The sequence below is a fragment of the Pseudomonas sp. 10C3 genome (assembly GCF_036346185.1).
GTDB lineage: Bacteria > Pseudomonadota > Gammaproteobacteria > Pseudomonadales > Pseudomonadaceae > Aquipseudomonas.
The window spans coordinates 108,825-134,046 of sequence record NZ_JASJVE010000010.1; the positions used below are offsets into that span (position 1 = coordinate 108,825).

Consider the following 25,222-nt stretch of genomic DNA (forward strand, 5'->3'; position numbering starts at 1 on the left):
GGCGCGTTGACGGATCGTCATTGCGGACAATCCACACGCTGATTAGTCTAGGCTCCTGTCTCATCCGAGGAATTCCCATGTCCGTTCCCAGCATGACCTTGTTCTACAACCTGGCATCGCCCTTTGCGCGCAAAGTGCTGATCCTGCTGCACGAGACCGGGCAACTTGATCGAGTGGCGTTGCTGCCGACGCAGGTCAGCCCTGTCAGTCCAGACGCAGCGCTCAATCAGGGCAATCCGGCTGGCAAGTTGCCGGCGCTGCGTTTGGCTGACGGCAATGTGATTCATGACAGCCGGGTGATTCTCGAATACCTCGACACCCAGCATGTCGGCAATCCACTGATTCCGCGTGAAGGCTCGGCGCGCTGGAGACGTTTGACCCTGGCATCTCTGGCCGACGCGCTGCTCGATGCGGCGCTGCTGATTCGGTATGAAACCGCCCTGCGGCCGCCGGAGAAACACTGGGACCTGTGGCTGGACAATCAAGCCGAAAAAATCCGGCGCTCGCTGGCGTATTTCGAACAGAACGCAATCGCCGAACTCAGCTCGCATTTCGACATCGCCGCCATCAGCGTTGCTGCCGCCCTGGGCTATCTGGATTTTCGTCAACCTGATCTGGACTGGCGCAACAGCTGCCCACAGCTGGCCAACTGGTTTGCCGACGTCAGCCAGCGGCCATCAATGCAGAGCACGCAGCCGCCGGTTTAAGGTTTTATGTGCAGAGACGGGCGACGCCTGCCACGCCGTCTTCGCGAAAGGGTCTCAGCCGCAGATCAGCAATCAGGTTTGTCTGCGGTATAACGACGCGCCGGATTGACTGCGGCACCGAATTCACGAAGGGCCTTGGCACCGATCAGCAGCGGATAATTGAAGCTGCTGCGGTCGGTCAGGTTGACCTCGACCGTGCGCTTGACCTTGCCCAGGCACAGTTCCAGATCGACGACCGGGCGTTTGCTCGGATCGGCGCTTTCTTCGTCATCTTCCTCGGAGCGGGTCTTGATCTTGCTGATCCGCGCGACCTTGTGCTCGTAGACCTTGTCGCTGGCACCTTTGGTCGCGAGGCGGAAGCGCACCCAGTCTGCGCCATCCCGTTTGAACATCTCGATGTCCTTGGCCGACAGCGACGCAGTCAGGGCGCCCGTGTCCATTTTCGCCTGGAGGGTTTCACCGATTTCCGGTACCCCGATGTATTCGTAGCGACCGTACAACGTTGGCTCAGCGGCCATCACAGGGAGGGCCAGCAGAGACAACAGGGCCAGGATTGATTTCACGTAGGGATTCCTCTAAATGGATGAAGCCTGTTCGCAGTAATTACGTGCCGCCAGCATAGATACCCGCACGTGAAACATTCGTAAACAGAGACAACGTACGCACCGTCGCCTTGCACGACGATGCGTCAAACGGGTGACTCAGCTACCGACATTCCACAGGCTACCCAAGCTTTGCAGCGCTGAACCGCTGGCGCCTTGCTGACCCAGGTATTGCAGGATCAACGGGGCGAACTGGCCCACCATACTGCTGTCCATGCCCAGCGCACCGAACGCCGAGTTGACGTCCGCCATGCTCTTGACGTTGCCCAGCGCGCCGGTCACCGCCGAACCACCCGAGTTTCCCATCAGACCGCCCAAACTGCCCAAACTGCCCAACGCGCCAGCACCGGACAATTGATCCAGACCCGGGACAGACTTGGTCAGCTGTGAATAGTCGTTGCCGCTCAATTTATTCTTGGCCAGGCCCAATAACGCGCCGGTACCGCCGACGGCTTGTTCAGGGGTCACGTTGAGCGTTCCCAAGGTACTGAGCAAATCGGTCGTTTGAGGCGTAGGCGCGACGTTCTGATTGCCCCCGGCAGCTCCTGAAACCACGTTGGCCGCATCACTCAGATTGAAAGCGAAGACCGAGTTCGCCGCCAAAGTCATTAGCGTAGCCAGTGCAAAACCGCGTGAAACCTTCATACAAACAACCTCGTCAGCCATGGAGTCCGGCGAATTGCCGGCATAAAACTGAACAGTTGGACCACAACATAAGCCTGATTGTTCCCTTGCGCCGTCCGGTTAAAACACCCTTGAGCCGGGCTGCCTGATTGGGCATCCCCGCTTCTCCATCGACAAGAAAGAGAGCTCCTGGGTGGATGGAACAGCGGCTCAATCTGGACTACCCTGCCATGGACTTGGCAAACTGCACAGCGCACCTCTTCACCTTGTCTGGAGAACCACTATTTCCTCTGACGACGCCGATGAACTCCGGCAACTGCTGGCTGAATGCACACTCGGTAACCGGCAAGCTTTTGAAAATCTCTATCGACGGGTTTCAAAACGCCTGTTCGCTGTCGCCCTGCGTTGCATGAACCGTAGTGATCTGGCCGAAGAAGTGTTGCAGGAAAGCTTTGTGCGCATCTGGCACAACGCCTCGCGTTACGACGGCAATCTGTCGGCACCGATGACGTGGATGATCAGCATCACCCGCAATCAGGCCATTGACCAGTTGCGCAAACACCGTGAAGTACCGCTCACCGAAGAACAAGCAGACATACTCTTCGACGACAGCCCGAGTGCCCACGAACAACTCGACAGTCAACGTGAAGCACAGGCGTTGCAGCACTGCCTGGATATGCTTGAAGGCATGCAGCGCACATCGATCGTCACTGCTTATTTCCAGGGGGTGTCCTATGCCGATCTGGCCATGCAATCGGCGGCGCCGCTCGGTTCAGTAAAGTCCTGGATTCGCCGAGGCATGGAGCGCCTGCGCAGGTGCCTTGAATCATGAATTACCAACAACCCGCTCTACGCCGCGCCCTCGCCGCCGACTATGCCATTGGCTTGATGCCGCTTACCGCGCGCCGCCGATTCGAACACCTGCTGCTGGACGATCCAGGCTTGCGCGCCGAACTGGCGCAGTGGCAGACCACCCTTGCCACGCTCACCGCCCCACTGCCAGAACACCCAGTGCCCGACCACGTCTGGCACGCCATCGAGGCCCGGATCGACCCGCAAAAACTGCACATCCCGGCCAAACGTCCGTTCTGGAACTGGCTGCGCGTGACCGCCGTCGCCTGCTCACTCGTCGTCGCAATCATCGCGGGCGTCCTCTACAACCGCGACACCCTCAACTACAGCGCCACACTGATGGCGGTCAATCAGCAACCCGCGATCAGTGTTCAGGCCTACAGCCACTATCTGAACGTCGCGCCCCTGGCCCTGCCTTCCGTCGAAACGGGGCGCAGCCTGGAGCTGTGGGCCATCCCGGCAGATGGAAAACCGGTCTCCCTCGGCCTGTTGCCCGCACACGGCAAAGGCCGGATCATCCTGAGCGAAAGCCAACAAAAACTGCTCGTTGCACCTGTCACTCTGGCCGTCAGCCTGGAACCCGAAGGCGGCTCACCCACCGGACAACCTACTGGGCCGGTGTTGTACAAAGGGGCATTGGCGGGGCTTTGATCAGAACACGCTGTGGGGTCTGAATTCATAAATAGAAAGGGCGACATAAAGTCGCCCTTTCTATTTATGAAACAAACTTAAGCAGCACTGAACAACTTGTGCGGATCAATCACAAACTTCTTCGGTACGCCGGCATCGAACTCGCCGTAACCGCGAGGAGCTTCGTCGAGGCTGATGACTTCGACGCCGACGATGTCTGCGATTTTGATCCGGTCCCACATGATGGCTTGCATCAGTTGGCGGTTGTATTTCATGACAGGGGTTTGGCCGGTGTGGAAACTGTGGGATTTAGCCCAGCCCAGACCCAGGCGGATGCTCAAGCTGCCCATTTTCGCGGCAGCGTCGACTGCGCCTGGATCTTCGGTGACGTACAGGCCCGGAATACCGATTTTGCCTGCAACGCGGACCACACCCATCAGTGAGTTCAGAACCGTAGCCGGTGCTTCGTGTTTCACACCGTCATGACCGTGACCACGGGCTTCGAAGCCTACGGCGTCGATAGCACAGTCCACTTCCGGTTCGCCCAGCAGCGCAGCGATTTGCTCGTGCAGTGGTGTGTCCAGCGACAGGTCGGCGACTTCGAAGCCTTGAGCCTTGGCGTGAATCAAGCGAACCGGGTTGACGTCGCCGATGATCACTACCGCAGCGCCGAGCAAGCGCGCAGAAGCAGCAGCGGCCAGACCCACAGGGCCCGCGCCCGCAACATACACGGTGCTGCCTGGGCCAACACCTGCCGTCACTGCGCCGTGATAACCGGTCGGCAGAATGTCGGAGAGACAGGTCAGGTCGCGGATTTTTTCCATCGCCGCGTCGCGGTCCGGGAGTTTCAGCAGGTTGAAGTCGGCATACGGTACCAACACATATTCAGCCTGGCCGCCGACCCAGTCACCCATGTCGACATAACCGTAAGCACCGCCCGGACGCGCCGGGTTGACGGTCAGGCACACGCCGGTGTTTTGCTCTTTACAGCTGCGGCAACGACCGCACGCCACGTTGAACGGCACGGAAACCAGATCACCGACCTTGAGGTTTTCAACATCGCGACCGGCTTCGATCACTTCGCCGGTGATTTCATGGCCCAGTACCAGACCGGTCTGTGCCGTGGTACGACCGCGCACCATGTGTTGGTCCGAGCCGCAGATGTTGGTCGACACCACACGCAGGATCACACCGTGATCAATGCGTTTGCCTTGTGGGTTTTGCATTTTCGGGAAAGGAATTGTTTGTACTTCGACCTTGCCGCCGCCGAGATACACCACACCACGATTACCAGACATGCTTTCACCTCGCTGTTATTTTTTTAATGGAGCGTTGAATTGATGTTGTCTGTGGTGCCGTCTTCGCAGCACCTCGGTACTAAAGAACCACCGTGCGATTCGCGTTCAAGAACACGCGCCGCTCGATGTGATAACCCACTGCCCTCGCCAACGTCTGGGCCTCGACATCCCGGCCTTTGGCGATCAGGTCTTCGGGGTAGTGGCTGTGATCGACCGCTTCGACGCCCTGGGCAATGATCGGGCCTTCGTCGAGGTCGTTGTTGATGTAATGCGCCGTTGCACCGACCAGTTTCACGCCCTTGTTGTAAGCCTGATGGTAGGGTTTTGCGCCCTTGAAGCCGGGCAGCAATGAGTGATGAATGTTGATCGCCCAACCGTCGAGACGGCGGCACAGCTCGGGTGACAACACCTGCATGTAGCGGGCAAGAATCACCAGCTCGGCACCGGACTCCTGAATCACTTGCCAGACCTGACGCTCCTGCGCTGGCTTGTCATTGGGGTCGAGGGCGAAGTGGTAATAAGGAACCTCATGCCAGCGCGCCAGCGGTTCCAGATCCGGGTGGTTGGAGATCACCGCCACCACGTCCATGGACAACTGGCCGATGCGTTGGCGATAGAGCAGATCGTTCAGGCAGTGATCGGCCTTGGAGACCATGATCACCACTTTGGGCCGATAGTTGGGCGCAGTCAGCTCGAAGACCATACCGAAGGCTGCACCGCGTGCGGCCAGGCCCACCCGGAAAGCTTGTTCATCGAAACCCTCCGGCTGACGAAACTCGACGCGGATAAAGAACCGGCTCGACAGTCGATCATCGAAGGAGTGGTGCTCGGTGACGTAACAGCTCTGCTCGAACAAATAGCGAGTCACCGCGTCCACCGTGCCTAAAACGCTCGGACAGTCGGCAGTCAGAATCCATGTATCGGGGGCGCGGCTCATCTGGCGGTGACTCCTTGTTGGTACTGTTGAAACCTCTTTGCAGGGACCGACGCTTTCGCGGACAAGTCCGCTCCTACAGGAATTGCGTCAGGCCTTGATGCTCAACCCGTACTCAGCGCTGGCGTCTTGCAACCACAGCCACCAGTAGTCGGAGAACGAGCGGCGGATCAGCAATTCCCAGGTCTCTTCACCCGTGCGGCGAATCACCAATTGCGACTTGGCGAACACCGTGCCGATGGCTTTACCCACCGGGAAGTTGTTCGGGTGCACATCGTAGCTGGTGGATTTCATCAGCAGTTCGCGAACCTTGGGCCCGGTCAGTTCCAGCAGAGTTTGCCCGCCGCTGACGTTGACCACGGCGATGTGCAGCCCATCCAGTGCTGCACGCAGACGCTGTTCGGTCGCCAGCTCTTCGCCACTCGGGACGATCAGCAGCCATTCATCCGGGCCCAGCCATTGCAGTGAGCTGTCGCCGTTGGCAACGACAGTCAGCGCAACCGGCAATTCCATGCCCAGCGCCTTGGCGACACCGGCCACGAACGCCGGGTCTTTGCCGTCGCCACGCAGGGTCAGATGGCCCAGCAGCTTCTTCTCGCGCAAGGTCACGCCAGGGTTGTTGCGGCCTTTGCCAACCAGGCTATTGAGGTCGGCGTGGAACAGCGGCGACTCGGCCTTTTCGCCGGTCGTTGGCCGCTGTTGGTAAACGTTGGCTATGGTCATAGAGCACCTGTCCTGAATTCTGTTGTGTTGCCGAAACACCAATGTGTAGGAGCGGTGAATCGCTAGACGTTCTGCTGCTCACCCTTCGGATCGAAGAACACCGAAGACACGATTTCGGCCTCGATCACGGTGCCATCGACCAACGGTGCGAACACCCGTTCGCCCATGCGTTTCAGGCCGCCTTTGACCACGCCCAGCGCGAACGAATAACCCAGTGAGCCGTTGGTGTAACTGGAGGTCACGTGCCCGACCATGCTCATCGGAATCGACTGTTTGGTGTCGAATACCAACTGCGCCCCTTCAGGCAGCCATTTGGTCGGATCGATCGGTTTCAGACCAACCAGCTGCTTACGTTGATCACGCACACAGTCTTCGCGGTTCATGCCACGCCAGCCGAGCCACGAGAACGGTTTGGTCCGGCCAACACACCAGCCCATGTTCAGGTCGTCAGGGGTCATCGAGCCATCGGTGTCCTGACCGACAATAATGAAACCCTTCTCGGCCCGCAGGACGTGCATGGTTTCAGTGCCGTACGGCGTCAGGTTGTACTGCTTGCCCGCTGCGACGATTTTTTCCAGCACACCCATGGCGTAGTCAGCCTGGATGTTGACCTCGTACGACAGCTCACCGGTAAAGGAGATACGGAACACCCGAGCCGGCACACCACCCACCAGACCTTCTTTCCAGGTCATGAACGGGAAAGCGTCCTTGCCCAGGTCGATGGCCGTGACTTCGCTGAGCAGCTTGCGGCTGTTAGGGCCGGATAAGGTCAGGGTTGCCCAATGGTCAGTGACGGACGTGAAGTACACCTTCAGGTCTGGCCATTCGGTCTGTTGATAGATTTCCAGCCATTGCAGCACGCGTGCAGCGCCACCGGTGGTGGTGGTCATCAGGAAGTGGTTATCGGCGATACAGGCGGTCACGCCATCGTCGAAGACCATCCCGTCTTCTTTACACATCAGGCCGTAACGCGCCTTGCCCACATCGAGCTTGGTCCAGGCGTTGCTGTAGATACGGTTGAGAAACTCACGTGCATCCGGACCTTGAATGTCGATTTTGCCCAGTGTGGAGGCATCGAGCAGGCCAACGCTGGCACGCACGGCTTTGCATTCACGGCTGACGGCAGCGTGCAGGTCTTCGCCATTTTTCGGGAAGTACCAAGGCCGCTTCCACTGGCCGACGTCTTCAAACTCGGCACCGTTCTTAACGTGCCAGGCATGCAGCGCGGTGAAGCGCACCGGCTCGAAAATGTGCCCGCAATGACGACCCGCTACAGCGCCGAAGGTAACGGGCGTGTAGTTCGGGCGGAACATGGTGGTGCCCATGTCGGTGATCGACATCTTCAGCGAACGGGCGGCAATCGCCAGACCGTTGACGTTGCCGAGCTTGCCTTGATCGGTGCCGAAGCCCAGCGCTGTGTAGCGTTTGACGTGCTCGACCGACTCGAAGCCCTCGCGGGTCGCCAGTTCGATGGCGGCAGCGGTGACGTCGTTCTGCAGGTCGACGAATTGCTTCGGCGCCCGTGCGGTGGCTTTTTCATGCGGCACCTGGAACAGTGCCAGAGTCGCTTCTTCATGGCGGGTCAGTGCTTTTGGCAAGACGCCTTCGACCACCCTAAAGCCTGCTTCGTTGGCTGCGCGAGCGCCGCCCTCGAAACCATCGGCCAAGGCATCAGCCAGTCCGTACACACCGTTTATGCCACCGACGCAGACGCGCTTTTGCGGCGCTTCGCCCGGTACGAAACCGAGGATGTCTTCACGCCAGATCGGCTTGCCGCCCAAGTGGGACGCCAAATGCACGATAGGGCTATAGCCGCCAGAGCTGCCTACCAGATCGCAATCGAGCCATTCGCCGGGGCTGGTAACGCGATGGCCTTTGACGTCGATGGCCGCAATGCGGGCAGCGGTTACATGCTTGCTGCCACGCGCTTCGACAACGGCGCTGGAGGTCAGGATACGAATCCCTTTGGCCCGTGCTTCTTCAACCAGTGCGCCACGCGGATTGCTCCGGGCATCAGCGATTGCCACCACTTGCAGGCTGGCATCGAGCCAGTCCAGCGCTACGCGGTAGGCATGATCGTTGTTGGTCGACAGCACCAGTTTTTTGCCAGGCGCCACACCATAACGGCGGACGTAGGTGGAAATGGCCCCCGCGAGCATGTTGCCCGGCACATCGTTGTTGCCATACACCAGCGGACGTTCGTGAGTACCGGTCGCCAACACCACGCGCTTGGCGCGAACCCGGTGCATACGCTGACGCACTTGACCAATCGGCGCGCGGTCACCGAGGTGATCGGCCAGACGCTCGTGAATGGTCAGGAAATTATGATCGTGATAGCCGTTCACCGTCGCCCGTGGCAGCAAGGTCACTTCCGGCATTTTTTTCAGCTCGGCCAGCACGGTGGCAACCCACTCGGCCGCCGGTTTGCCATCCAGGCTTTCACGGCTGTCCAGCAGACTGCCGCCAAACTCTTCCTGCTCATCCGCCAGAATCACCCGCGCACCGCTGCGACCGGCAGCCAGGGCTGCGGCCAGGCCAGCAGGGCCGGCGCCGACGATCAGCACGTCGCAGTGCTGGTTCATCGCGTCATAGCTGTCCGGGTCGTTCTCGGTAGGCGAGCGACCAAGGCCCGCCGCCTTACGGATGTACTTCTCGTAGGTCATCCAGAACGATTGTGGGTACATGAAGGTTTTGTAGTAGAAGCCCGGCGGCATCAGCTTGCCACCGACCTTGCCAAGAATCCCCATCACGTCGGTGTTTACGCTCGGCCAGCCGTTGGTGCTGGTAGCGACCAGACCTTGATACAGCGCTTGTTGCGTGGCTCGCACGTTAGGAATCTGGGTCGCTTCGGTGGCACCGATCTGCAACACCGCGTTCGGCTCTTCGGAACCTGCCGCGAAAATCCCGCGAGGACGCGAATACTTGAAGCTGCGGCCAATGATGTCGACGCCATTGGCCAGCAATGCTGCGGCCAGGCTGTCGCCTTCAAAACCTTGATACTGCTGACCGTTGAAGGTGAAATTCAGCACCTTGCTACGGTCGATACGGCCGCCGTTGGGCAGTCGATTATTCTGGCTCATACCTTGTCTCCCGCACGCGTACTAGCGGCTTTAGCCGTGAATTGCGGCTTGGCGCCAATCGGGTAGGTTTCGAGAATCTCGTACGTCACGGTGTCACGCGTGGCGTTGAAGTACTGACGGCAACCGGCAGCGTGATTCCACAGTTCATGGTGCAGCCCACGCGGGTTGTCGCGGAAGAACATGTAATCGCCCCACTGCTCATCGGTGCAGGCGTTCGGGTCCAGCGGACGCGGGATATGAGCCTGGCCCGACGCGTGGAATTCCTCTTCGGAGCGCAGTTCGCCACAGTGAGGACAGAAGATGTGCAACATAGGTATTTCTCCTGTAGTGGGCTTAGTGAGCTACGGCCGCGGCGCCGTGTTCGTCGATCAGCGCACCGTTGTGGAAACGGTCGATGGAGAATGGCTTGGCCAAGGGGTGCATTTCACCTTTGGCGAGACTGGCGGCAAATACGTTGCCCGAGCCCGGCGTGGCCTTGAAGCCACCGGTGCCCCAACCGCAGTTAAAGAACATATTCGGCACGGGCGTTTTGGAAATGATCGGGCAGGCGTCCGGCGTGGTGTCGACGATGCCGCCCCACTGACGGTTCATGCGCACCCGGGACAGGACCGGAAACATCTCGACGATGGCTTGAATAGTATGCTCAATCACCGGGTACGAACCGCGCTGGCCGTAACCGTTGTAGCCGTCGATACCGGCACCAATCACCAGGTCGCCTTTGTCCGACTGGCTGATGTATCCGTGAACCGCGTTGGACATGATCACGCTGTCGATAATCGGTTTGATCGGCTCGGACACCAGCGCTTGCAGCGGATGGGATTCAATCGGCAAGCGGAAGCCGGCCAGTTTCGCCATGTGCCCGGAGTTACCGGCCGTCACCACGCCGACGCGCTTGGCGCCGATGAAGCCTTTGTTGGTCTCGACGCCGATGCACACGCCGTTTTCCTTACGGAAACCGATCACTTCGGTCTGTTGAATCAGGTCGACGCCCAAGGCGTCGGCGGCACGCGCAAAACCCCAGGCCACGGCATCGTGACGAGCTACGCCGCCACGGCGCTGAACCGTCGCGCCAATGATCGGGTAACGGGTGTTTTTCGAGCAATCCAGGTACGGGATTTCTTCCGCGACCTGTTTGGCATTGAGCAACTCGCCATCCACGCCATTGAGGCGGTTGGCGCTGACCCGGCGTTCCGAGTCACGAATGTCTTGCAGGGTGTGGCACAGGTTGTACACGCCGCGTTGAGAGAACATCACGTTGTAGTTGATGTCCTGCGACAGGCCTTCCCACAGTTTCATCGCGTGTTCGTACAGGTGCGCCGACTCATCCCAGAGGTAGTTGGAGCGCACGATGGTGGTGTTGCGTGCGGTATTACCGCCGCCCAGCCAGCCTTTCTCGACCACGGCCACGTTGGTGATGCCGTGCTCCTTGGCCAGGTAATACGCAGTCGCCAAACCATGACCGCCGCCGCCGACGATGACCACGTCGTAGACTTTTTTCGGGGTCGGCGTGCGCCACATGCGCTGCCAGTTTTCGTGGTGGCTGAGAGAGTGCTTGAAGAGGCCGAAGCCTGAGTAATGCTGCATGGGGCTACTCCTGACTCAGCGATAAACCGGGAAATCGGCGCACAGTGCCGCAACCTGGCTGGCGACATTGGCCTCGACATCTGCATCGCCGAGGTTGTCGAGAATGTCACAGACCCAGCCGGCCAGTTCGACACATTGTGGAACTTTGAAACCTCGCGTGGTGACGGCCGGGGTGCCGATACGAAGACCCGAAGTCACGAACGGCGATTGTGGATCGTTCGGTACGGAGTTCTTGTTCACGGTGATGTGCGCACGACCCAAGGCGGCGTCGGCGTCTTTACCGGTAAGGCCCTGACGGATCAGGCTGACCAGGAACAGGTGGCAGTCGGTACCGCCGGACACCACGTCGTAACCACGGTCGATGAACACCTTCGCCATCGCCTGTGCGTTATCGATCACTTGTTGCTGATAGACCTTGAACCCTGGCTCCAGCGCTTCCTTGAAACACACGGCCTTGGCCGCGATAACGTGCATCAACGGGCCGCCCTGACCACCAGGGAATACTGCAGAGTTGAGTTTCTTCTCGATCTCTTCGTTGGCTTTGGCCAGGATCAGGCCGCCACGTGGACCGCGCAGGGTTTTATGGGTCGTGGTGGTCACCACGTCGGCGTACGGCAGCGGGTTCGGGTACAGGCCAGCAGCAACCAGACCGGCCACGTGGGCCATATCAACAAACAGATAGGCGCCCACTTTGTCGGCGATGGCGCGGAAGCGTGGGAAATCCAGGGTTTTCGAGTAGGCCGAGAAACCGGCAATGATCATTTTTGGCTTGCATTCAACGGCGATGCGCTCGACTTCGTCGTAATCGATCAAGCCGGTGGCGGTGTCGATGCCATATTGCACAGCGTTGTACAGTTTGCCGGAGAAGCTGACTTTGGCGCCGTGGGTCAGGTGACCGCCGTGGGCCAGGCTCATGCCCAGCACGGTGTCGCCCGCTTGCAGCAGGGCCAGATAGACAGCGGCGTTGGCCTGGCTGCCGGAGTGCGGCTGGACGTTCGCGTAATCGGCGCCGAACAGCTGTTTGGCGCGATCAATGGCCAACTGCTCGACCTTGTCCACATGCTCGCAACCACCGTAGTAGCGCTTGCCCGGATAGCCTTCTGCGTATTTATTGGTCAGGCCGCTGCCCTGGGCTTCCATCACGCGTTTGCTGGTGTAGTTTTCCGAAGCGATCAGCTCGATGTGGTCTTCCTGGCGTTGCTCTTCAGCATTCATCGCCGCCAACAGTACATCGTCATAGCCTTGGATTTTGTCTTGCTTGCTGAACATCGCGGTTCTCCCAGCGGCGGCGCTGCGCCTGACTTATCGATAGGGCGTGTAGAGTGCCCTTTGGATGCGATGTTAGGTCCGACGCAGAGAGGCCAAATGCCTATGGGCGCCACGCAAAGGTGCGTTTACGACATGGCTTGGCGCGCAGAGATAATTGGTAGCTGGGAAAGGCCCTGTTATGGGGCTTGGCGGGAGGTTTATGTTGTCTCAACCGACGCCTTCGCGAAAGAAGCCGGCGCGATCTGACCGATAGAACGCATTCACCCCGCCACCCAAAACCTGACCCCGACCAACAGCAAAAAATGCACGGGGTAGATCGCATACGCCCAGCGCCGCATTGGCCAGACCGCGACAGTCAGCCGGGTCTTCAGCAGTGCCAATCCGACCAGCGGCGCCATCAGGCACACCGCAATGCCCTGTATCGACACACTGTCGCCCCACCGCGCCGCCGCGAACATCTCTGGCCAGGCGTTGCTCGCCAGACACACCAGCCCCGGCAATAGTGCCCCGTACCATGGCCCGCGCAGCACCCACAAAAATGCCAGCGGCAGCGCGACGCCAAAAAAGCCGAACATCAGCTGCGCCTGGAAAACCGCCGCCACCAGCAACACCACGCCCGCCAGACACAACGCCCACGGCGTACGGTCGCGCCAACCCTGCGCCAGCAACAGCCCCAACCCCAGCGTCGGCAACACGTTCAAGGTGTCTGCGTGAAGCATGAACAACCGGTAAGGCAGCTCCGCCAGCCCGGCGAACACCAGCAGCCAGGCCAGATAGCGCCATTGAACGCCCTCAACCTGTCCAGCCCCGCCACGCGCCAGATTGGCGGCGATTGCCAAGCAAAACCACGGAAACGCAAATCGCCCCGGCACATACAGGAAGTCCACCGACCAGCCGACGTAACGCAGGTGATCGAGCACCATGCTCAGCATCGCCAGCCACTTGAGCAGGTCCAGCGCAGCGTCTCGCCCGGTGGTTATCGGATGCTTCAGCAACGACCTCATAAGGCTCCATGCACGTGATGAAAAAAGCGGGAAACAGAACAACGCATGACCCGCGCCAACAATCATGGTTAAAGTGCGACCTTATTCGATCACAGGGAATCGGCCATGACAGATAAAAGCCAGCAGTTTGCCAGCGACAACTATTCCGGGATCTGCCCCGAAGCCTGGGCCGCCATGGAACAGGCAAACCACGGCCATCAGCGCGCCTATGGTGACGATGAGTGGACCGCTCGCGCCTCTGATCATTTTCGCAAACTGTTCGAAACCGACTGCGAAGTCTTTTTCGCCTTCAACGGTACCGCAGCCAACTCTCTGGCGCTGTCGTCGTTGTGCCAGAGTTACCACAGCGTTATCTGCTCGGAAACCGCCCACGTCGAAACCGATGAATGCGGCGCACCGGAGTTTTTCTCCAACGGCTCCAAGCTGCTGACCGCCCGCAGCGAAAACGGCAAGCTGACCCCAGAATCGATTCGTGAAGTCGCACTCAAACGTCAGGACATTCACTACCCAAAACCTCGGGTCGTGACCCTGACTCAGGCGACGGAAGTCGGCAGTGTCTATCAGCCCGAAGAGCTCAAGGCCATCAGCGCCACCTGCAAGGAACTGGGCCTCAATCTGCACATGGACGGCGCGCGTTTCGCCAATGCCTGCGCCTACCTCAATTGCTCCCCGGCAGAACTGACCTGGAAATCCGGGATCGATGTGCTGTGCTTCGGCGGCACTAAAAACGGCATGGCGGTGGGCGAGGCGATTCTGTTCTTCAACCATAAACTGGCTGAAGACTTTGACTACCGCTGCAAACAGGCTGGGCAACTGGCCTCGAAAATGCGCTTTCTCTCAGCGCCGTGGGTCGGGCTGCTGGAGAACGATGCCTGGCTCAAACATGCACGCCACGCCAACCACTGCGCGCAATTGCTCAGCGAACTGGTGAAGGACATCCCTGGCGTAGAGCTGATGTTCCCGGTGCAGGCCAACGGCGTATTCCTGCAACTGTCGGAACCGGCGATCAAGGCGTTGACCCATAAAGGCTGGCGCTTCTATACCTTTATCGGCAACGGCGGCGCGCGCTTCATGTGCTCATGGGACACCGAAGAAGACCGCGTGCGCGAGTTGGCAGCGGATATCCGAACGGTGATGCAGGCGGGATAAAGCCGGTCTTCTGGATGGGATACTGCGCGGTCGCGTAGCAAATACGGCACTTGCAGGAGCGCGCTTGCCCGCGCGCCTGCAAAATAATCGTTTTTGTATTTGCCAGCTCAATTCAACCCTGAGCCAGGGTCTTGGAGATGACTTCAACCGTGGCGCTGACCTGCTCTTGATAACGGTTGAGGTCCATCTTGTGCTGGCGTTTGAGTTCTACCTGCTGCGAACACAGGTTCAACGCCGCCAATACCAGCAATTTATCGCCGATCAGGCTTGGGTATTTCTTTTTGGTGTCAGCCAGGGCGGCCTTGAGCATGACCGCCGCATCCAGCAAGGCCTGCTCTTCCCCCAGGGGGGCCTTGATCGAATAGTCGTTGCCCAGAATAGAGACGACCTTCACTGCATGACTATCGCTACTCATGCGCTGACAGGGTTGACGCTAGTGGCACGCTGAACCAATGCCTGAATACGGGCAGCGGTAGCGCCCTGTTTTTCTTCCTGCTCCAGCAGACTCAATTGCAGGCTGTCGTTGTCATCCTTGACCTGGACCAGCTCGGCACTCAATTGCGCGTTCGCGGCGTGAAGGGTCTGATTCTGCTGCACAAGGTCACTGACCAGTTGTTCCAATTGACTCAGGGATGCTTCCAACATTTTGATTTCTCGAGCAAATTTCAAAGGGCGCACACGATAAAGAAAAGTCACTGCACACGCCAGGCTTATCAAGGCGTTCACGCCTTTGATTCCTCGCCGATGCGCTTCTTTTCAAGAGTTGCCGATGTAAACGCATAGGAATGTTACTGACTGCATTTTCCTTGTGGGGTTCCTGCTGCTCGTCGGACCAAGCCGTCTGCGACAAATACGGACAAGTTCGCCAGCAATGCTCAAGACTTTAGTCTTATGTCCGATAGGTGATGCAAGCCACACTTTTTTGCCTTACCCGCATGGAACGCGCCCTCATCGGAACCCCTTATGTCCCTTCGCAATATGAACATCGCTCCCCGTGCGTTTCTCGGGTTTGCCCTGATTGGCAGCCTGATGCTAATCCTTGGCATCTTCGCCCTGACGCAGATGAGCAAGATCCGTGCGGCTGGCATGGCGATCGAGCAGAACAGCTTGCCCAGCATCAAGGCCCTTGATGAGTTCACCCAACTGACACTGCGTCTGCGCGTCCTGTCTTACCGCTTGCTGATCAATCGCGAGCCCGACGTTCAACAGAAAACCATTGAGTTGTTTCAGCTAAGAAACGAGCAGATTCGCGCCGCACAAAACATCTACGAGAAGCTGATCGTCCGTTCGGAGGAACGTACTGCGTATGACCAATACGTGCAAAAGCTCGCCGAGTACCGCCAGCTTGAAGAGAGAATCAAGACGCTGTCGCGCAACAACCAGGTTGATGAACTGCGTTCAATACTCAACGCGGACCTGCTGAGCAACTCGGAACAAATGAATGCCGTACTGAGCAAACTGGTCGATATCAATACCCGTCAGTTGAGCGAAAGCAACAAAGAAACGAGCGACCAGTACAGCATGGCATTCGATCTTCTGGTCGGGATCCTGATTGTCTCTACCCTCCTCACCGTCCTCTTCGCCTGGCTCCTGACCACCAGCATCACCCTGCCCATCTCCCAGGCCTTGGCCGCCGCCGAAGACATCGCCGAGGGTAATCTGACACGCCCGATCAAAGTCAATGGCAGTGATGAAGCCGGCCGCCTGCTGGCTGCCATGGAAAAAATGCAGGGAAAACTGCGCGATACCCTGCAACGGATTTCCGGCTCGGCCACTCAGCTCGCATCCGCAGCCGAAGAACTGAACGCCGTCACCGACGAAAGCGCGCGCGGACTCTCGCAACAGAACAAGGAAATCGAGCAGGCCGCGACGGCCGTCAATCAAATGACCAGCGCAGTGGAAGAAGTTGCGCGCAATGCCGTGAGCACTTCCGATGCCTCGAAAAGCGCGACCACCTCAGCGGGCGATGGCCGGGAACTGGTGATGGAAACGGTCGGTGCTATCGAGCGGATGAGCGGTGACGTGCAAAGCACCGCCGAGCTGATTGGTAATCTGGCCAACGAGTCGCGGGATATCGGCAAGGTACTTGATGTGATTCGTGGTCTGGCGGATCAGACCAACTTGCTGGCCCTCAACGCGGCCATTGAAGCGGCACGTGCCGGTGAAGCGGGTCGTGGGTTCGCGGTGGTTGCCGACGAAGTTCGCGCCCTGGCGCATCGCACCCAACAGTCGACCAGCGAAATCGAGCGGATGGTAGGCAGCATTCAGGGTGGCACCGAACAGGCTGTCAACTCGATGCGCAACAGCACCGAGCGGGCTGAATCGACGCTGAACATCGCCAAAGGCGCGGGCATGGCGCTGGATACCATCAATCAGGCCATCGTGCAGATCAACGAGCGCAATCTGGTAATCGCCAGCGCCGCCGAGGAGCAGGCACAAGTCGCCCGCGAAGTGGACCGTAATCTGGTGAACATCCGTGACCTGTCGGTGCAATCGGCGACGGGTGCCAATCAGACCAGCGCCGCCAGCAACGAATTGTCTCGCCTGGCGGTCGACCTAAACAGCATGGTTGCGCGGTTTAGTCTGTAAACGCTACACCATCATCGGCAGGCGTCAGCTTGTTGGCGAACGGCCTGATGCGGTGTGCCTGACACACCGCATCAGTAATCGATCCGCACATCACCTTTAGGCACACTGCAGCACGACAGGATATAACCCTCGGCCACGTCTTCATCGGTGATGCCGCCGTTGTGCTCCATCTCTACTTCCCCGCCCAGCTTCAACACCTTGCAGGTCCCGCAGATGCCCATGCCGCAGGCTTTTGGAATCATCAGGCCAAGCTTGGCGGCAGCAGCATGTACGGTTTCGCCCGGACCGACGCGGATGCTCTTGCCGGTCGAAATGAACTCCACTTGATGCAGGTCCGCCAGATCGATCTCAGGGGCGTCGGCCGCTTGCTCGGCTTGTTCCACCGCATCGGCGCGGGCTTCAGGCGGCGTCGCGCCGAACGACTCTTCATGGTACTGATCCATGTTGAAGCCATTGGCTTCGAGCAGGCGTTTGATGGCGTTCATGTAAGGCGTCGGTCCGCAGCAGAACACCTCGCGCTCAAGGAAATCCGGCACCATCAATTCGAGCATTTTCTGGTTCAGGTAACCGCGATAACCGGCCCATGGTTCGCCGAGGCCATGCTTCTCGCACACCAGGTGCAGGCTGAAGTTGTCGATTCGCGACGCCATGTGCTCCAGCTCGCGGTGGTAAATGATGTCTTTGGGCGAGCGGGCGCTGTGGACAAAAACCATGTCGACATTGGCGTTAGTGTCGTAAAACCAGCGCGCCATGGACATGACTGGCGTGATACCGACACCGCCGCTGAGGTAGAGAATTTTCGGGTTGGGGAAATCGATGGCGTTGAACAAACCCACCGGCCCGTGCACCGCCAGCTCCTGGCCTTCATGCAGAGTGTCGTGCAGCCAGTTCGAGACCTTGCCGCCGGGCACACGCTTGATGGTGATAGAGAAGCTGTACGGCACGGAGGGCGAGCTGGAGATGGTGTACGAGCGCATCACTGACTCGCCGTCGATTTCCAGCTCCAGGGTGACGAACTGACCCGGCTTGAAAAAGAACAAAATCGGCTGGTCGGCCATGAAACAGAAGGTGCGCACGTCCCAGGTTTCCTGGATCACCTTGACGACACGAACCAGGTGGCGGCCATTGGCCCAGGTCTGGGTATTTACCGGGCTGAGGAAACTGTTAGACATGCTCATCTCCACGGCCGACTGTCGGCCTTATGTTGAGGATTCTGCGTAAGCCGCAGATTGCCCACTTGCCTATCTGCGACATTGACGTACTTATCGCGACCAGCCCCTAACGACCGGGGTTCACGCGTCGGAAACGGATTCGGCCATGTCGCCCATGGATAAGGTTCGGTCAGCGCCGGACCCCACACTCGGCTCTAAGTATCCATGCCCGCTTTGCAATGAAAAGCGTAACCATGAGCATGAACGGCAAAAGAACCGTCGCCTTACGTGCAACTGACCTAAAGAACCTTATTAGCCACATTCGCCGACCGTTGAAACCGGTCATGAGGACTTGAAAGATGGACGTCACCGCAACCTTGAGCTTGGGCGATCCGCTGGAACCTGCACGTAAGGCCACCGCCGAAATGCTGCAGAACCGCGAACGCACGTTTTCGCTGCCGCAGCCTTTCTACAGTGACGAGCGGCTGTTTGAAATCGACATGCAGGAAATCTTTCAAAAAGAGTGGCTGGTCGCGGGCATGACCTGCGAGATTCCGACCAAGGGCAATTACCTGACCCTGCAAATCGGCAAGAACCCTATCATCGTCCTTCGGGGTCCTGACGGTCAGATCAACGCGTTTCACAACGTCTGCCGCCATCGTGGCTCGCGTCTGTGCACCGGGGAAAAAGGCAAGGTCGCCAAGCTGGTGTGCCCGTATCACCAGTGGACCTACGAGCTGAACGGTCGCCTGTTATTCGCGGGCAGCGAGATGGGCGCCGACTTCGATATGAAGCAGTACGGCCTCAAGCCGGTGAACGTAAAAACCGCAGGGGGTTACATCTTCATCAGCCTGGCGGAAAACCCACCAGCCATCGATGAGTTCCTGGCGACGCTCACTCATTACATGGAACCGTACGACATGGAGAACACCAAGGTGGCGGTGCAAACCACCTTGATGGAAAAAGCCAACTGGAAGCTGGTGCTGGAAAACAACCGCGAGTGTTACCACTGCAATGCATCGCACCCGGAACTGTTGAAAACCCTGCTGGAATGGGACGACGTCACCGACCCGCGTGCCGACCAGGCCTTCAAGGATCACGTGGCCGCGTCTGCCGCTGCCTGGGAAGCCGAGAAGATTCCCTACGCTCACGCCAGCTTCGGCCTGCGTAACCGCATCGTGCGCATGCCGCTGCTCAAAGGCACGGTGTCGATGACCATGGATGGTAAGCAAGGCTGCAAGAAACTCATGGGCCGGATCAAAAACCCGGACCTGGGCTCGATGCGCATTCTGCACTTGCCGCATTCCTGGAACCACTGCATGGGCGATCACATCATCGTCTTCACCGTGTGGCCGATCAGCGCACAGGAAACCATGGTCAGCACCAAATGGCTGGTGCACAAGGATGCGGTTGAAGGCGTCGATTACGACCCGGCCAATATGCGCAAGGTGTGGGACGCTACCAACGACCAGGACCGTCGTCTGGCAGAAGAAAACCAGCGAGGGATCAACTCTACGGCTTATCAGCCAGGCCCGTACTCCAAGACGTACGAGTTCGGCGTGGTCAACTTCATCGACTGGTACAGCGAACGCCTGCTGAGCAACCTCGGCGCAGAGCCGGCAGCGTACCTGAAGGGTGTGCCAGTCAGTCACGAGTAAGGGGAGATGGCGCGGTGTGTCCGTCACACTGCGCCGTCAACGAGTTCGCGCCTACAGCTGATTAATTTTTAACCAATGCCCGCCAACACCAACCCCGCCGACCCCCTCAGCCTTCCGCCAACAACTTATCCACAGACCCACCCACAGCAATTGTGGGCAAGTCGAATTTTGCCTGTGGAAAAACCCAAGAAAAACCGTGACTTATCAGGAAGTACCCTTTCAGGGCACTATTGATTGTTTTTTGATCATGTCGCGCAAAGCCACGTCGATAGTGGCCTGCAAAGGACCGTGAACATGTTATCCACAGAAGCGCCAACAGAGATTGTGGGCAAGTATTTTGATACCGCGCCAGCTTGCTTGCGAAAGCTATTTAACGAACACGCCTTATTCAATCAGCTGCTTAATTAAATTGCAGGAGCGAGCTTGCTCGCGATAGATCGCGAGGCGGTCCGAAGACACTGAACTCAGTTTCAGTCTGAAAATGCATTCACTGGTTTACGACCGCTGTACGGCAGCACGCCTCCTCCAAGAGCTACTTACACGAAGTCCCTGGCTGTTTTTGTGCTGTTTTTCCTGACTCGGCGTATGTTGTTGTCGAGTTTCATCGGTGTGCTGGTGTTTTTTGCAGCCAATGGCTCTTTGCTGGCGTGTGAATGATCGTGAAGGAGAAGAACGATGACAGTCAGGGTTTTGATCTTGCCGGGCCTGTTCAATTCGGGTGAAGCACATTGGCAGTCACAGTGGGAGCGGCAGTTTTCAGGCCTGCACAGGGTCGAGCAGCAAGACTGGGAAACGCCAAACGCGAAGGATTGGGTGGAGCGCTTAAATCAGGAAATTGCTGCTGCCGACAGGGAGGTCGTGCTGGTGGCCCACAGCCTGGCTTGTACCTTGATCACCCGCTGGGCGCAGCAGTATCCCGAGGCGCACAAGGTTCGTGGCGCATTGCTGGTGGCTCCGAGTGATACCGAGGCGGATAGCTATCCGTCAGGCACATCGGGATTTGTGCCGATGTCGACGCAATGCCTGCCTTTTCCAACGATCATGGTGGCGAGTACGGATGATCCGTATGTCACCCAGGAGCGGGCCAAGGCTTTCAGCCAGGCCTGGGGCAGTGAACTGGTCCGGGTGGAAAATGCCGGCCATATCAACGGCCAAACCGGGTATGGGCCCTGGCCCGAGGGCGTTGAGTTGCTGTTCAAACTCACGGGAGATCCGCAGTTCCAGCTTAAGTAGCTCGGGCCATGCAGGCCAGACATTCGCCCCCCCCGGCTGCAACGCCGGGGCGTGATATCCGGAGTAATCATCCAGAAGTCGCAGTGGTACTTCCTGCGCACCTACCGCACCACGCCTTCCTCAATCAACAACTTCAAAATCGCCTCGGCGCCTTCTTTGGCGCCGAGGCCTTTGAGTACTTGCCCACCGCCACCGCTGGCCTTGGCTGTTGCGGCTTTCATGCGGTCGGCGCCGCTTTTGCCTTTGATCACTTTCAGACGTTTTGGCCTTGGTTTGGCGGGTTGCAGTGATGACGCTGCGAGCAGTTCGTCCACCACCACTTCAACCTGATCAGCCGCAAGCACGCCGCGCTGTGCAGGCCCGTAGGCACTCTGCCGGGACTTGGGCGCGGCGTTATCCACAGTCGCGAGAAACGGCAGGCGGACCTTCAGACGACGACGTTGACCGCGTGGCAGCGCTTGCAGCACATGGGCCACGCCGTTATCCAGCGATTCGACCTGCGCCAATCCGACCACCAGCGGCCAGCCCAGTTTTTCCGCCAACAGAAACGGCAACATGCCCGAGCCTTCACCGGTTTCCGCCTGGCTGCCGGTGAGCACCACTTGAACATTGGCTTCGCGCAGATAATCGATCAGCGCTGGCAAGGCATCCGCGCCTGGGGGCTGCTCCAGTACATGCAGTTCGTCCAGGCCCATGCCCAAGTAAGCCCGCAGCGCAGGCTCGTCGACATTGCCCGCGTGCAGCACGTGCAAGTTGTCCCCAGCCAGTTGCAGGCCCAGTTCGACAGCGCGCGCATCTTGTTCGGCGCGGCGTGGACGGCCGGACGTCGGGTGCGCACCGATGGACACCAGGCTGATGATGTGAATTGCACTGTTATCCACAGGGGCCTTCGAATTATGCAGCATCGCGTTTCCCCTCATTGCGGTAAGCCTCAACGGCAACAATCAGTGCCTTGAGTATGTCCGCGCTTTCACCGATCACCGACAGGTCAGCACGTTTGATCATGTCGCACCCCGGATCGAGGTTGATCGCCACCACCTTGTCGCAGGCACCAATGCCTTGCAGATGCTGGATCGCGCCGGAGATACCGACAGCCACATACACCCGAGCTGTGACCCAAGTACCACTGGCGCCGACCTGACGATCACGCGCCATGTAGCCATCGTCCACCGCCACACGGGATGCGCCTTCGGTGGCGCCCAATGCCGCTGCAGTTCGGTGAAACAAATCCCAATCTTTCACGCCATTGCCACCCGAGAAGATGAACTCCGCTTCAGCCATGGGGACGGCTGCCGGGTCCACCGCCACTGCGCCGAGGTCTTCGATACGCGACAGACTGCGAGCGACGGCTGTGGATAACTCCACCGGCAAGGCTTCGTGAAGGGTTTCACTGACTGGCTCGGCGCATTCGACGGCGGCCAGAATCAAGCGAGCCAATGGACGGGCCAAGTCTTCACGACCCGCACCCGCGCGGCCGATGCACTGCTCGTCAGTCACCTGCCAGACCCGTGTTGCCGGACGTTCGCCCAGGCTTGCGGCAAAACGTCGACCCAGCTCACCGCCACCGCTGCGGCTGTCAGGCAGCAGCCAATGACGCGGATTGAACTGGTTATCCACAGCCCGTAGACCCTGAACACGCTGTTCCGGTGAATAACCGCTGAACTCGCTGCCGTCGAGCAGCAACAGACGGTCGACGCCGGCGGTGGCAAACGCAGTTTCCTTGTGCTCGCCGAATACCACGGCCAGCACTGCACCGTCGTTGCCGGCCAATTGACGAGCCTGGCCCAACACGTCGCGGTCGTGACTGCTCAAGCGGCCGCCGACCATGTCCGGTGCGACGCAAATGTAGAACGCCGGTTGCGCGATGACATGCAGCGGCAACTGCACGTCGGCCGCAGCAGAACGTTTGACTGCACCGCCCTGCTGCGCGCCGCTGCGGTCGATCCGCTTGATACCATTGGGGCCAATGAAACCCACGTTGTGCACATCTTTGCGCACGATGCCGTTGGGCCCCATCCAGCGGGTTTGCGCGGGTTGCATGGCCGCGTGCAGCGGGTGCAGGCGGTTACGGGCGATCCATTCGGCGCGGGGGTCGCGGCGGATAATGTCGCTCATCAATTCACCTCCGCAGGTTGGCGTTTAACAGGTGTCGGTTTGCTGGTGACGACGTCTTCCAGCAACGCATCGGCGACCAGTTCAGCAATGTCTTTGATCAGTGGCCGAGGCTCGACCACCCCTTCAAGCATCGCCGTACATTGCGGGCAACCCACAGCCACCAGCTCGGCGCCGGTTTCGCGGATGTCTTCCATGCGCATGTCGGGAATCCGCTGCTTGCCAGGAATGTCGGTGATCGGCGCGCCGCCACCTCCGCCGCAGCAACGGGAGCGAAAACCGGAACGCTGCATTTCCTTGATCTCGATACCCAGTGCGCGCAATACCTCACGCGGCGCCTCGTATTCGCCGTTGTAACGACCGAGGTAGCACGGGTCGTGATACGTCACGCTGGAGCCTTTGTGTTGGCCAAGGTTCAACGCGCCCGCCTGGATCAACTCGGCCATGTAGGTGCTGTGGTGCTGCACTTGATAGTTGCCATCAAAAGCACCGTACTCGTTTTTCAGCACATGGAAGCTGTGCGGATCGCAGGTGACAATACGCTTGAAAGCGTACTTGGACAGGGTCTGGATGTTGCGTTTGGCAAGCATCTGAAACGTCGCTTCATCGCCCAAACGGCGAGCCACGTCGCCACTGTCGCGCTCTTCGAGACCCAACACCGCGAAGTCGACATTGGCGGCTTTCAGTACTTTGACGAAGGCGCGCAAGGTCCGCTGATTACGCATGTCGAACGCGCCGTCGCCGACCCAGAACAGCACGTCGGCGGTCTTCTTCTCGCTTAGCAGATTGAGGTTTAGGTCGGCCGCCCAGTTCATCCGGCCACCCGGCGCAAAGCCGCCTGGGTTGTCCGTGGCGATCAGGTTGTCCAGCACTTCGGCGCCCTTGTTCGGCGTCGCACCTTTTTCCAGGGTCAGGAAACGGCGCATGTCGACGATGGCGTCAACGTGCTCGATCATCATCGGGCATTCTTCGACGCAGGCGCGGCAGGTGGTGCAAGACCACAGGGTTTCGGCGTCCACCAGACCGTTGACGATCGGTTGATGGGCATTGCCGCCGTGTTCGCCGATCGGTTTGCCCCTGCCGTCAAGAGATGGATACGGGCTCCCCGCGAACTTGGCATCGGTGCCGCCAGCCAAGCCGACCACCATGTCTTGAATCAGTTTTTTCGGGTTCAGCGGCTGGCCGGCAGCGAACGCCGGGCAGGCGGCTTCGCATTTGCCGCACTGCACACAGGCGTCGAAGCCCAGCAGTTGGTTCCAGGTGAAATCCTCGGGCTTTTCCACGCCCAAAGGTGCGCTGCGGTCACTCAAGTCCAGCGGTTTCAAACCGGTGGAACGGCCGCCACCAAAGCGCTCGGCGCGACGGTGCCAGGCCAGGTGCAAAGCGCCGGCAAAGGCGTGCTTCATCGGCCCGCCCCAAGTCATGCCGAAGAACATTTCCGTCAAGCTCAAGGCCACGGCCACGCCCAGCAGCACGACGAGAACCCAACCGCCAAAGTGCTCCGGCAGGATGCCCGCCACTGGCAGGGTCACCAGAAAGAAGCTGACGGAAAAGGCCATCAGGCTTTTCGGCAGGCGCATCCATGGACCTTTCGACAGCCGCGCAGGCGGATTGAGCCGGCGCAGTGCCATGAAAATTGCGCCGACAAACATGATCGCCGACGCCAACAGCAAGGCGTAGCCGAGGATCCGGTTATGCAAGCCGAAGCCGTGTACCAGGATCGCCAGTACGGCCGCCAAGACAAAACCGCCCGCCGTCGCAACGTGGGTGTTGGCGATGTATTTATCCCGTGCCACGACGTGGTGCAGATCGACCATATAGCGCTTGGGCATGGCCAGCAGACCGCCGAGCAAGTCGACCTTGGCCGCCCGGCCTTGGCGCCACAGCAGCATCCGCCGCACTGCGCCCAACACGGCCAGGGCCAGGGCGACGAACAACAGGATGGGAAGAAGGGTGTTCAACATGTGGAGCTCCCACCGGGAAAGCGGAGAAACGCATTTACCGTAGGAGTGAACGTGTTCGC

General features: G+C 59.2%; 23 protein-coding genes. 7 read left to right on the forward strand and 16 right to left on the reverse strand.

Annotation, left to right across the window (positions count from 1 at the left end; translation table 11 throughout):
* Positions 1–77: 77 nt before the first annotated feature.
* On the forward strand, positions 78–707 hold the full coding sequence (locus QN399_RS11715; RefSeq protein ID WP_322218374.1) for a glutathione S-transferase: 630 nt from the start codon (positions 78–80) through the stop codon (positions 705–707).
* Positions 708–772: 65 nt separating this feature from the next.
* On the opposite strand, the gene QN399_RS11720 is transcribed toward QN399_RS11715, so the two are convergent.
* Positions 773–1,270: an ATP-dependent zinc protease gene (locus QN399_RS11720; protein WP_322182620.1), complete on the reverse strand. Its 498-nt coding sequence runs from the start codon at positions 1,268–1,270 to the stop codon at positions 773–775.
* A 138-nt stretch (positions 1,271–1,408) separates the two neighbouring features.
* Positions 1,409–1,954 carry a DUF2780 domain-containing protein gene (locus QN399_RS11725; RefSeq protein ID WP_322182622.1) on the reverse strand — a complete coding sequence of 182 codons (546 nt, stop codon included), beginning with the start codon at positions 1,952–1,954 and terminating at the stop codon, positions 1,409–1,411.
* 223 nt (positions 1,955–2,177) lie between these two features.
* Between QN399_RS11725 and QN399_RS11730 the strand changes: the two genes are divergently transcribed.
* A complete protein-coding gene (locus QN399_RS11730) occupies positions 2,178–2,765 on the forward strand; it encodes a sigma-70 family RNA polymerase sigma factor (RefSeq protein WP_322278468.1) in 588 nt (195 codons plus the stop codon).
* Positions 2,762–3,436 (forward strand): anti-sigma factor, encoded by a 675-nt coding sequence (locus QN399_RS11735; protein ID WP_322182624.1) that lies wholly within the window; start codon positions 2,762–2,764, stop codon positions 3,434–3,436. The genes QN399_RS11730 and QN399_RS11735 overlap by 4 nt, the downstream gene beginning before the upstream one ends.
* A gap of 77 nt (positions 3,437–3,513) precedes the next feature.
* On the opposite strand, the gene fdhA is transcribed toward QN399_RS11735, so the two are convergent.
* The 8 genes from fdhA to QN399_RS11775 all read right to left on the reverse strand — a co-directional run bounded on the left by fdhA (position 3,514) and on the right by QN399_RS11775 (position 13,307).
* Positions 3,514–4,713 carry a formaldehyde dehydrogenase, glutathione-independent gene (fdhA, locus tag QN399_RS11740; protein WP_219064051.1) on the reverse strand — a complete coding sequence of 400 codons (1,200 nt, stop codon included), beginning with the start codon at positions 4,711–4,713 and terminating at the stop codon, positions 3,514–3,516.
* Positions 4,714–4,792: 79 nt separating this feature from the next.
* The gene (purU, locus tag QN399_RS11745) at positions 4,793–5,650 is read right to left on the reverse strand and encodes a formyltetrahydrofolate deformylase (protein ID WP_322182628.1); all 858 of its coding nucleotides are present in this window, start codon (positions 5,648–5,650) and stop codon (positions 4,793–4,795) included.
* Positions 5,651–5,737: 87 nt separating this feature from the next.
* Positions 5,738–6,370, reverse strand: a complete 633-nt coding sequence (locus QN399_RS11750) for a sarcosine oxidase subunit gamma family protein (RefSeq protein WP_322182630.1) — start codon at positions 6,368–6,370, stop codon at positions 5,738–5,740.
* A 62-nt stretch (positions 6,371–6,432) separates the two neighbouring features.
* Positions 6,433–9,450, reverse strand: a complete 3,018-nt coding sequence (locus QN399_RS11755) for a sarcosine oxidase subunit alpha (protein ID WP_330200971.1) — start codon at positions 9,448–9,450, stop codon at positions 6,433–6,435.
* Positions 9,447–9,761 (reverse strand): sarcosine oxidase subunit delta, encoded by a 315-nt coding sequence (locus tag QN399_RS11760; protein WP_219064047.1) that lies wholly within the window; start codon positions 9,759–9,761, stop codon positions 9,447–9,449. Before QN399_RS11760 ends, QN399_RS11755 begins: the two co-directional genes overlap by 4 nt.
* Before the next feature lie 22 nt (positions 9,762–9,783).
* Complete coding sequence (locus QN399_RS11765; RefSeq protein ID WP_219064046.1) at positions 9,784–11,034, reverse strand: sarcosine oxidase subunit beta family protein; 1,251 nt, start codon at positions 11,032–11,034, stop codon at positions 9,784–9,786.
* A 15-nt stretch (positions 11,035–11,049) separates the two neighbouring features.
* Positions 11,050–12,303 (reverse strand): serine hydroxymethyltransferase, encoded by a 1,254-nt coding sequence (gene glyA, locus QN399_RS11770; RefSeq protein ID WP_219064045.1) that lies wholly within the window; start codon positions 12,301–12,303, stop codon positions 11,050–11,052.
* A 260-nt stretch (positions 12,304–12,563) separates the two neighbouring features.
* Positions 12,564–13,307 (reverse strand): TraX family protein, encoded by a 744-nt coding sequence (locus QN399_RS11775; RefSeq protein WP_322182637.1) that lies wholly within the window; start codon positions 13,305–13,307, stop codon positions 12,564–12,566.
* Between the two features lie 105 nt (positions 13,308–13,412).
* Here QN399_RS11775 and QN399_RS11780 point away from each other — a divergent pair, with 105 nt between their 5' ends.
* A complete protein-coding gene (locus QN399_RS11780; RefSeq protein ID WP_322182639.1) occupies positions 13,413–14,456 on the forward strand; it encodes a low specificity L-threonine aldolase in 1,044 nt (347 codons plus the stop codon).
* A 112-nt stretch (positions 14,457–14,568) separates the two neighbouring features.
* On the opposite strand, the gene QN399_RS11785 is transcribed toward QN399_RS11780, so the two are convergent.
* Both QN399_RS11785 and QN399_RS11790 read right to left on the reverse strand, forming a co-directional pair.
* Complete coding sequence (locus tag QN399_RS11785) at positions 14,569–14,871, reverse strand: cell division protein ZapA (protein WP_219064042.1); 303 nt, start codon at positions 14,869–14,871, stop codon at positions 14,569–14,571.
* Positions 14,868–15,101 carry a hypothetical protein gene (locus QN399_RS11790; protein ID WP_322182642.1) on the reverse strand — a complete coding sequence of 78 codons (234 nt, stop codon included), beginning with the start codon at positions 15,099–15,101 and terminating at the stop codon, positions 14,868–14,870. The genes QN399_RS11785 and QN399_RS11790 overlap by 4 nt, the downstream gene beginning before the upstream one ends.
* A gap of 318 nt (positions 15,102–15,419) precedes the next feature.
* Between QN399_RS11790 and QN399_RS11795 the strand changes: the two genes are divergently transcribed.
* On the forward strand, positions 15,420–17,045 hold the full coding sequence (locus QN399_RS11795; RefSeq protein ID WP_322218387.1) for a methyl-accepting chemotaxis protein: 1,626 nt from the start codon (positions 15,420–15,422) through the stop codon (positions 17,043–17,045).
* A gap of 71 nt (positions 17,046–17,116) precedes the next feature.
* Here the strand turns inward: QN399_RS11795 and gbcB are convergent, their stop codons facing one another.
* Entirely contained in the window at positions 17,117–18,217 is a 1,101-nt protein-coding gene (gene gbcB / locus QN399_RS11800; RefSeq protein WP_322182646.1) for a glycine-betaine demethylase subunit GbcB, read from the reverse strand.
* A 338-nt stretch (positions 18,218–18,555) separates the two neighbouring features.
* Here gbcB and gbcA point away from each other — a divergent pair, with 338 nt between their 5' ends.
* Together gbcA and QN399_RS11810 are read left to right on the forward strand one after the other, a co-directional pair.
* Positions 18,556–19,854, forward strand: coding sequence for a glycine-betaine demethylase subunit GbcA (gbcA, locus tag QN399_RS11805; protein ID WP_330200972.1), 1,299 nt, complete (start codon positions 18,556–18,558; stop codon positions 19,852–19,854).
* A 675-nt stretch (positions 19,855–20,529) separates the two neighbouring features.
* Entirely contained in the window at positions 20,530–21,087 is a 558-nt protein-coding gene (locus QN399_RS11810; RefSeq protein WP_322182650.1) for an alpha/beta hydrolase, read from the forward strand.
* A gap of 101 nt (positions 21,088–21,188) precedes the next feature.
* Here QN399_RS11810 and QN399_RS11815 read toward each other — a convergent pair whose 3' ends face one another.
* The 3 genes from QN399_RS11815 to dgcB are packed head-to-tail and all read right to left on the reverse strand — an operon-like array spanning position 21,189 to position 25,163.
* Positions 21,189–21,992 (reverse strand): electron transfer flavoprotein subunit beta, encoded by an 804-nt coding sequence (locus QN399_RS11815; RefSeq protein WP_322182652.1) that lies wholly within the window; start codon positions 21,990–21,992, stop codon positions 21,189–21,191.
* Entirely contained in the window at positions 21,982–23,202 is a 1,221-nt protein-coding gene (locus tag QN399_RS11820; RefSeq protein ID WP_323566138.1) for an electron transfer flavoprotein subunit alpha/FixB family protein, read from the reverse strand. Before QN399_RS11820 ends, QN399_RS11815 begins: the two co-directional genes overlap by 11 nt.
* Positions 23,202–25,163: a dimethylglycine demethylation protein DgcB gene (dgcB, locus tag QN399_RS11825; RefSeq protein ID WP_322182657.1), complete on the reverse strand. Its 1,962-nt coding sequence runs from the start codon at positions 25,161–25,163 to the stop codon at positions 23,202–23,204. Before dgcB ends, QN399_RS11820 begins: the two co-directional genes overlap by 1 nt.
* Positions 25,164–25,222: the final 59 nt, after the last annotated feature.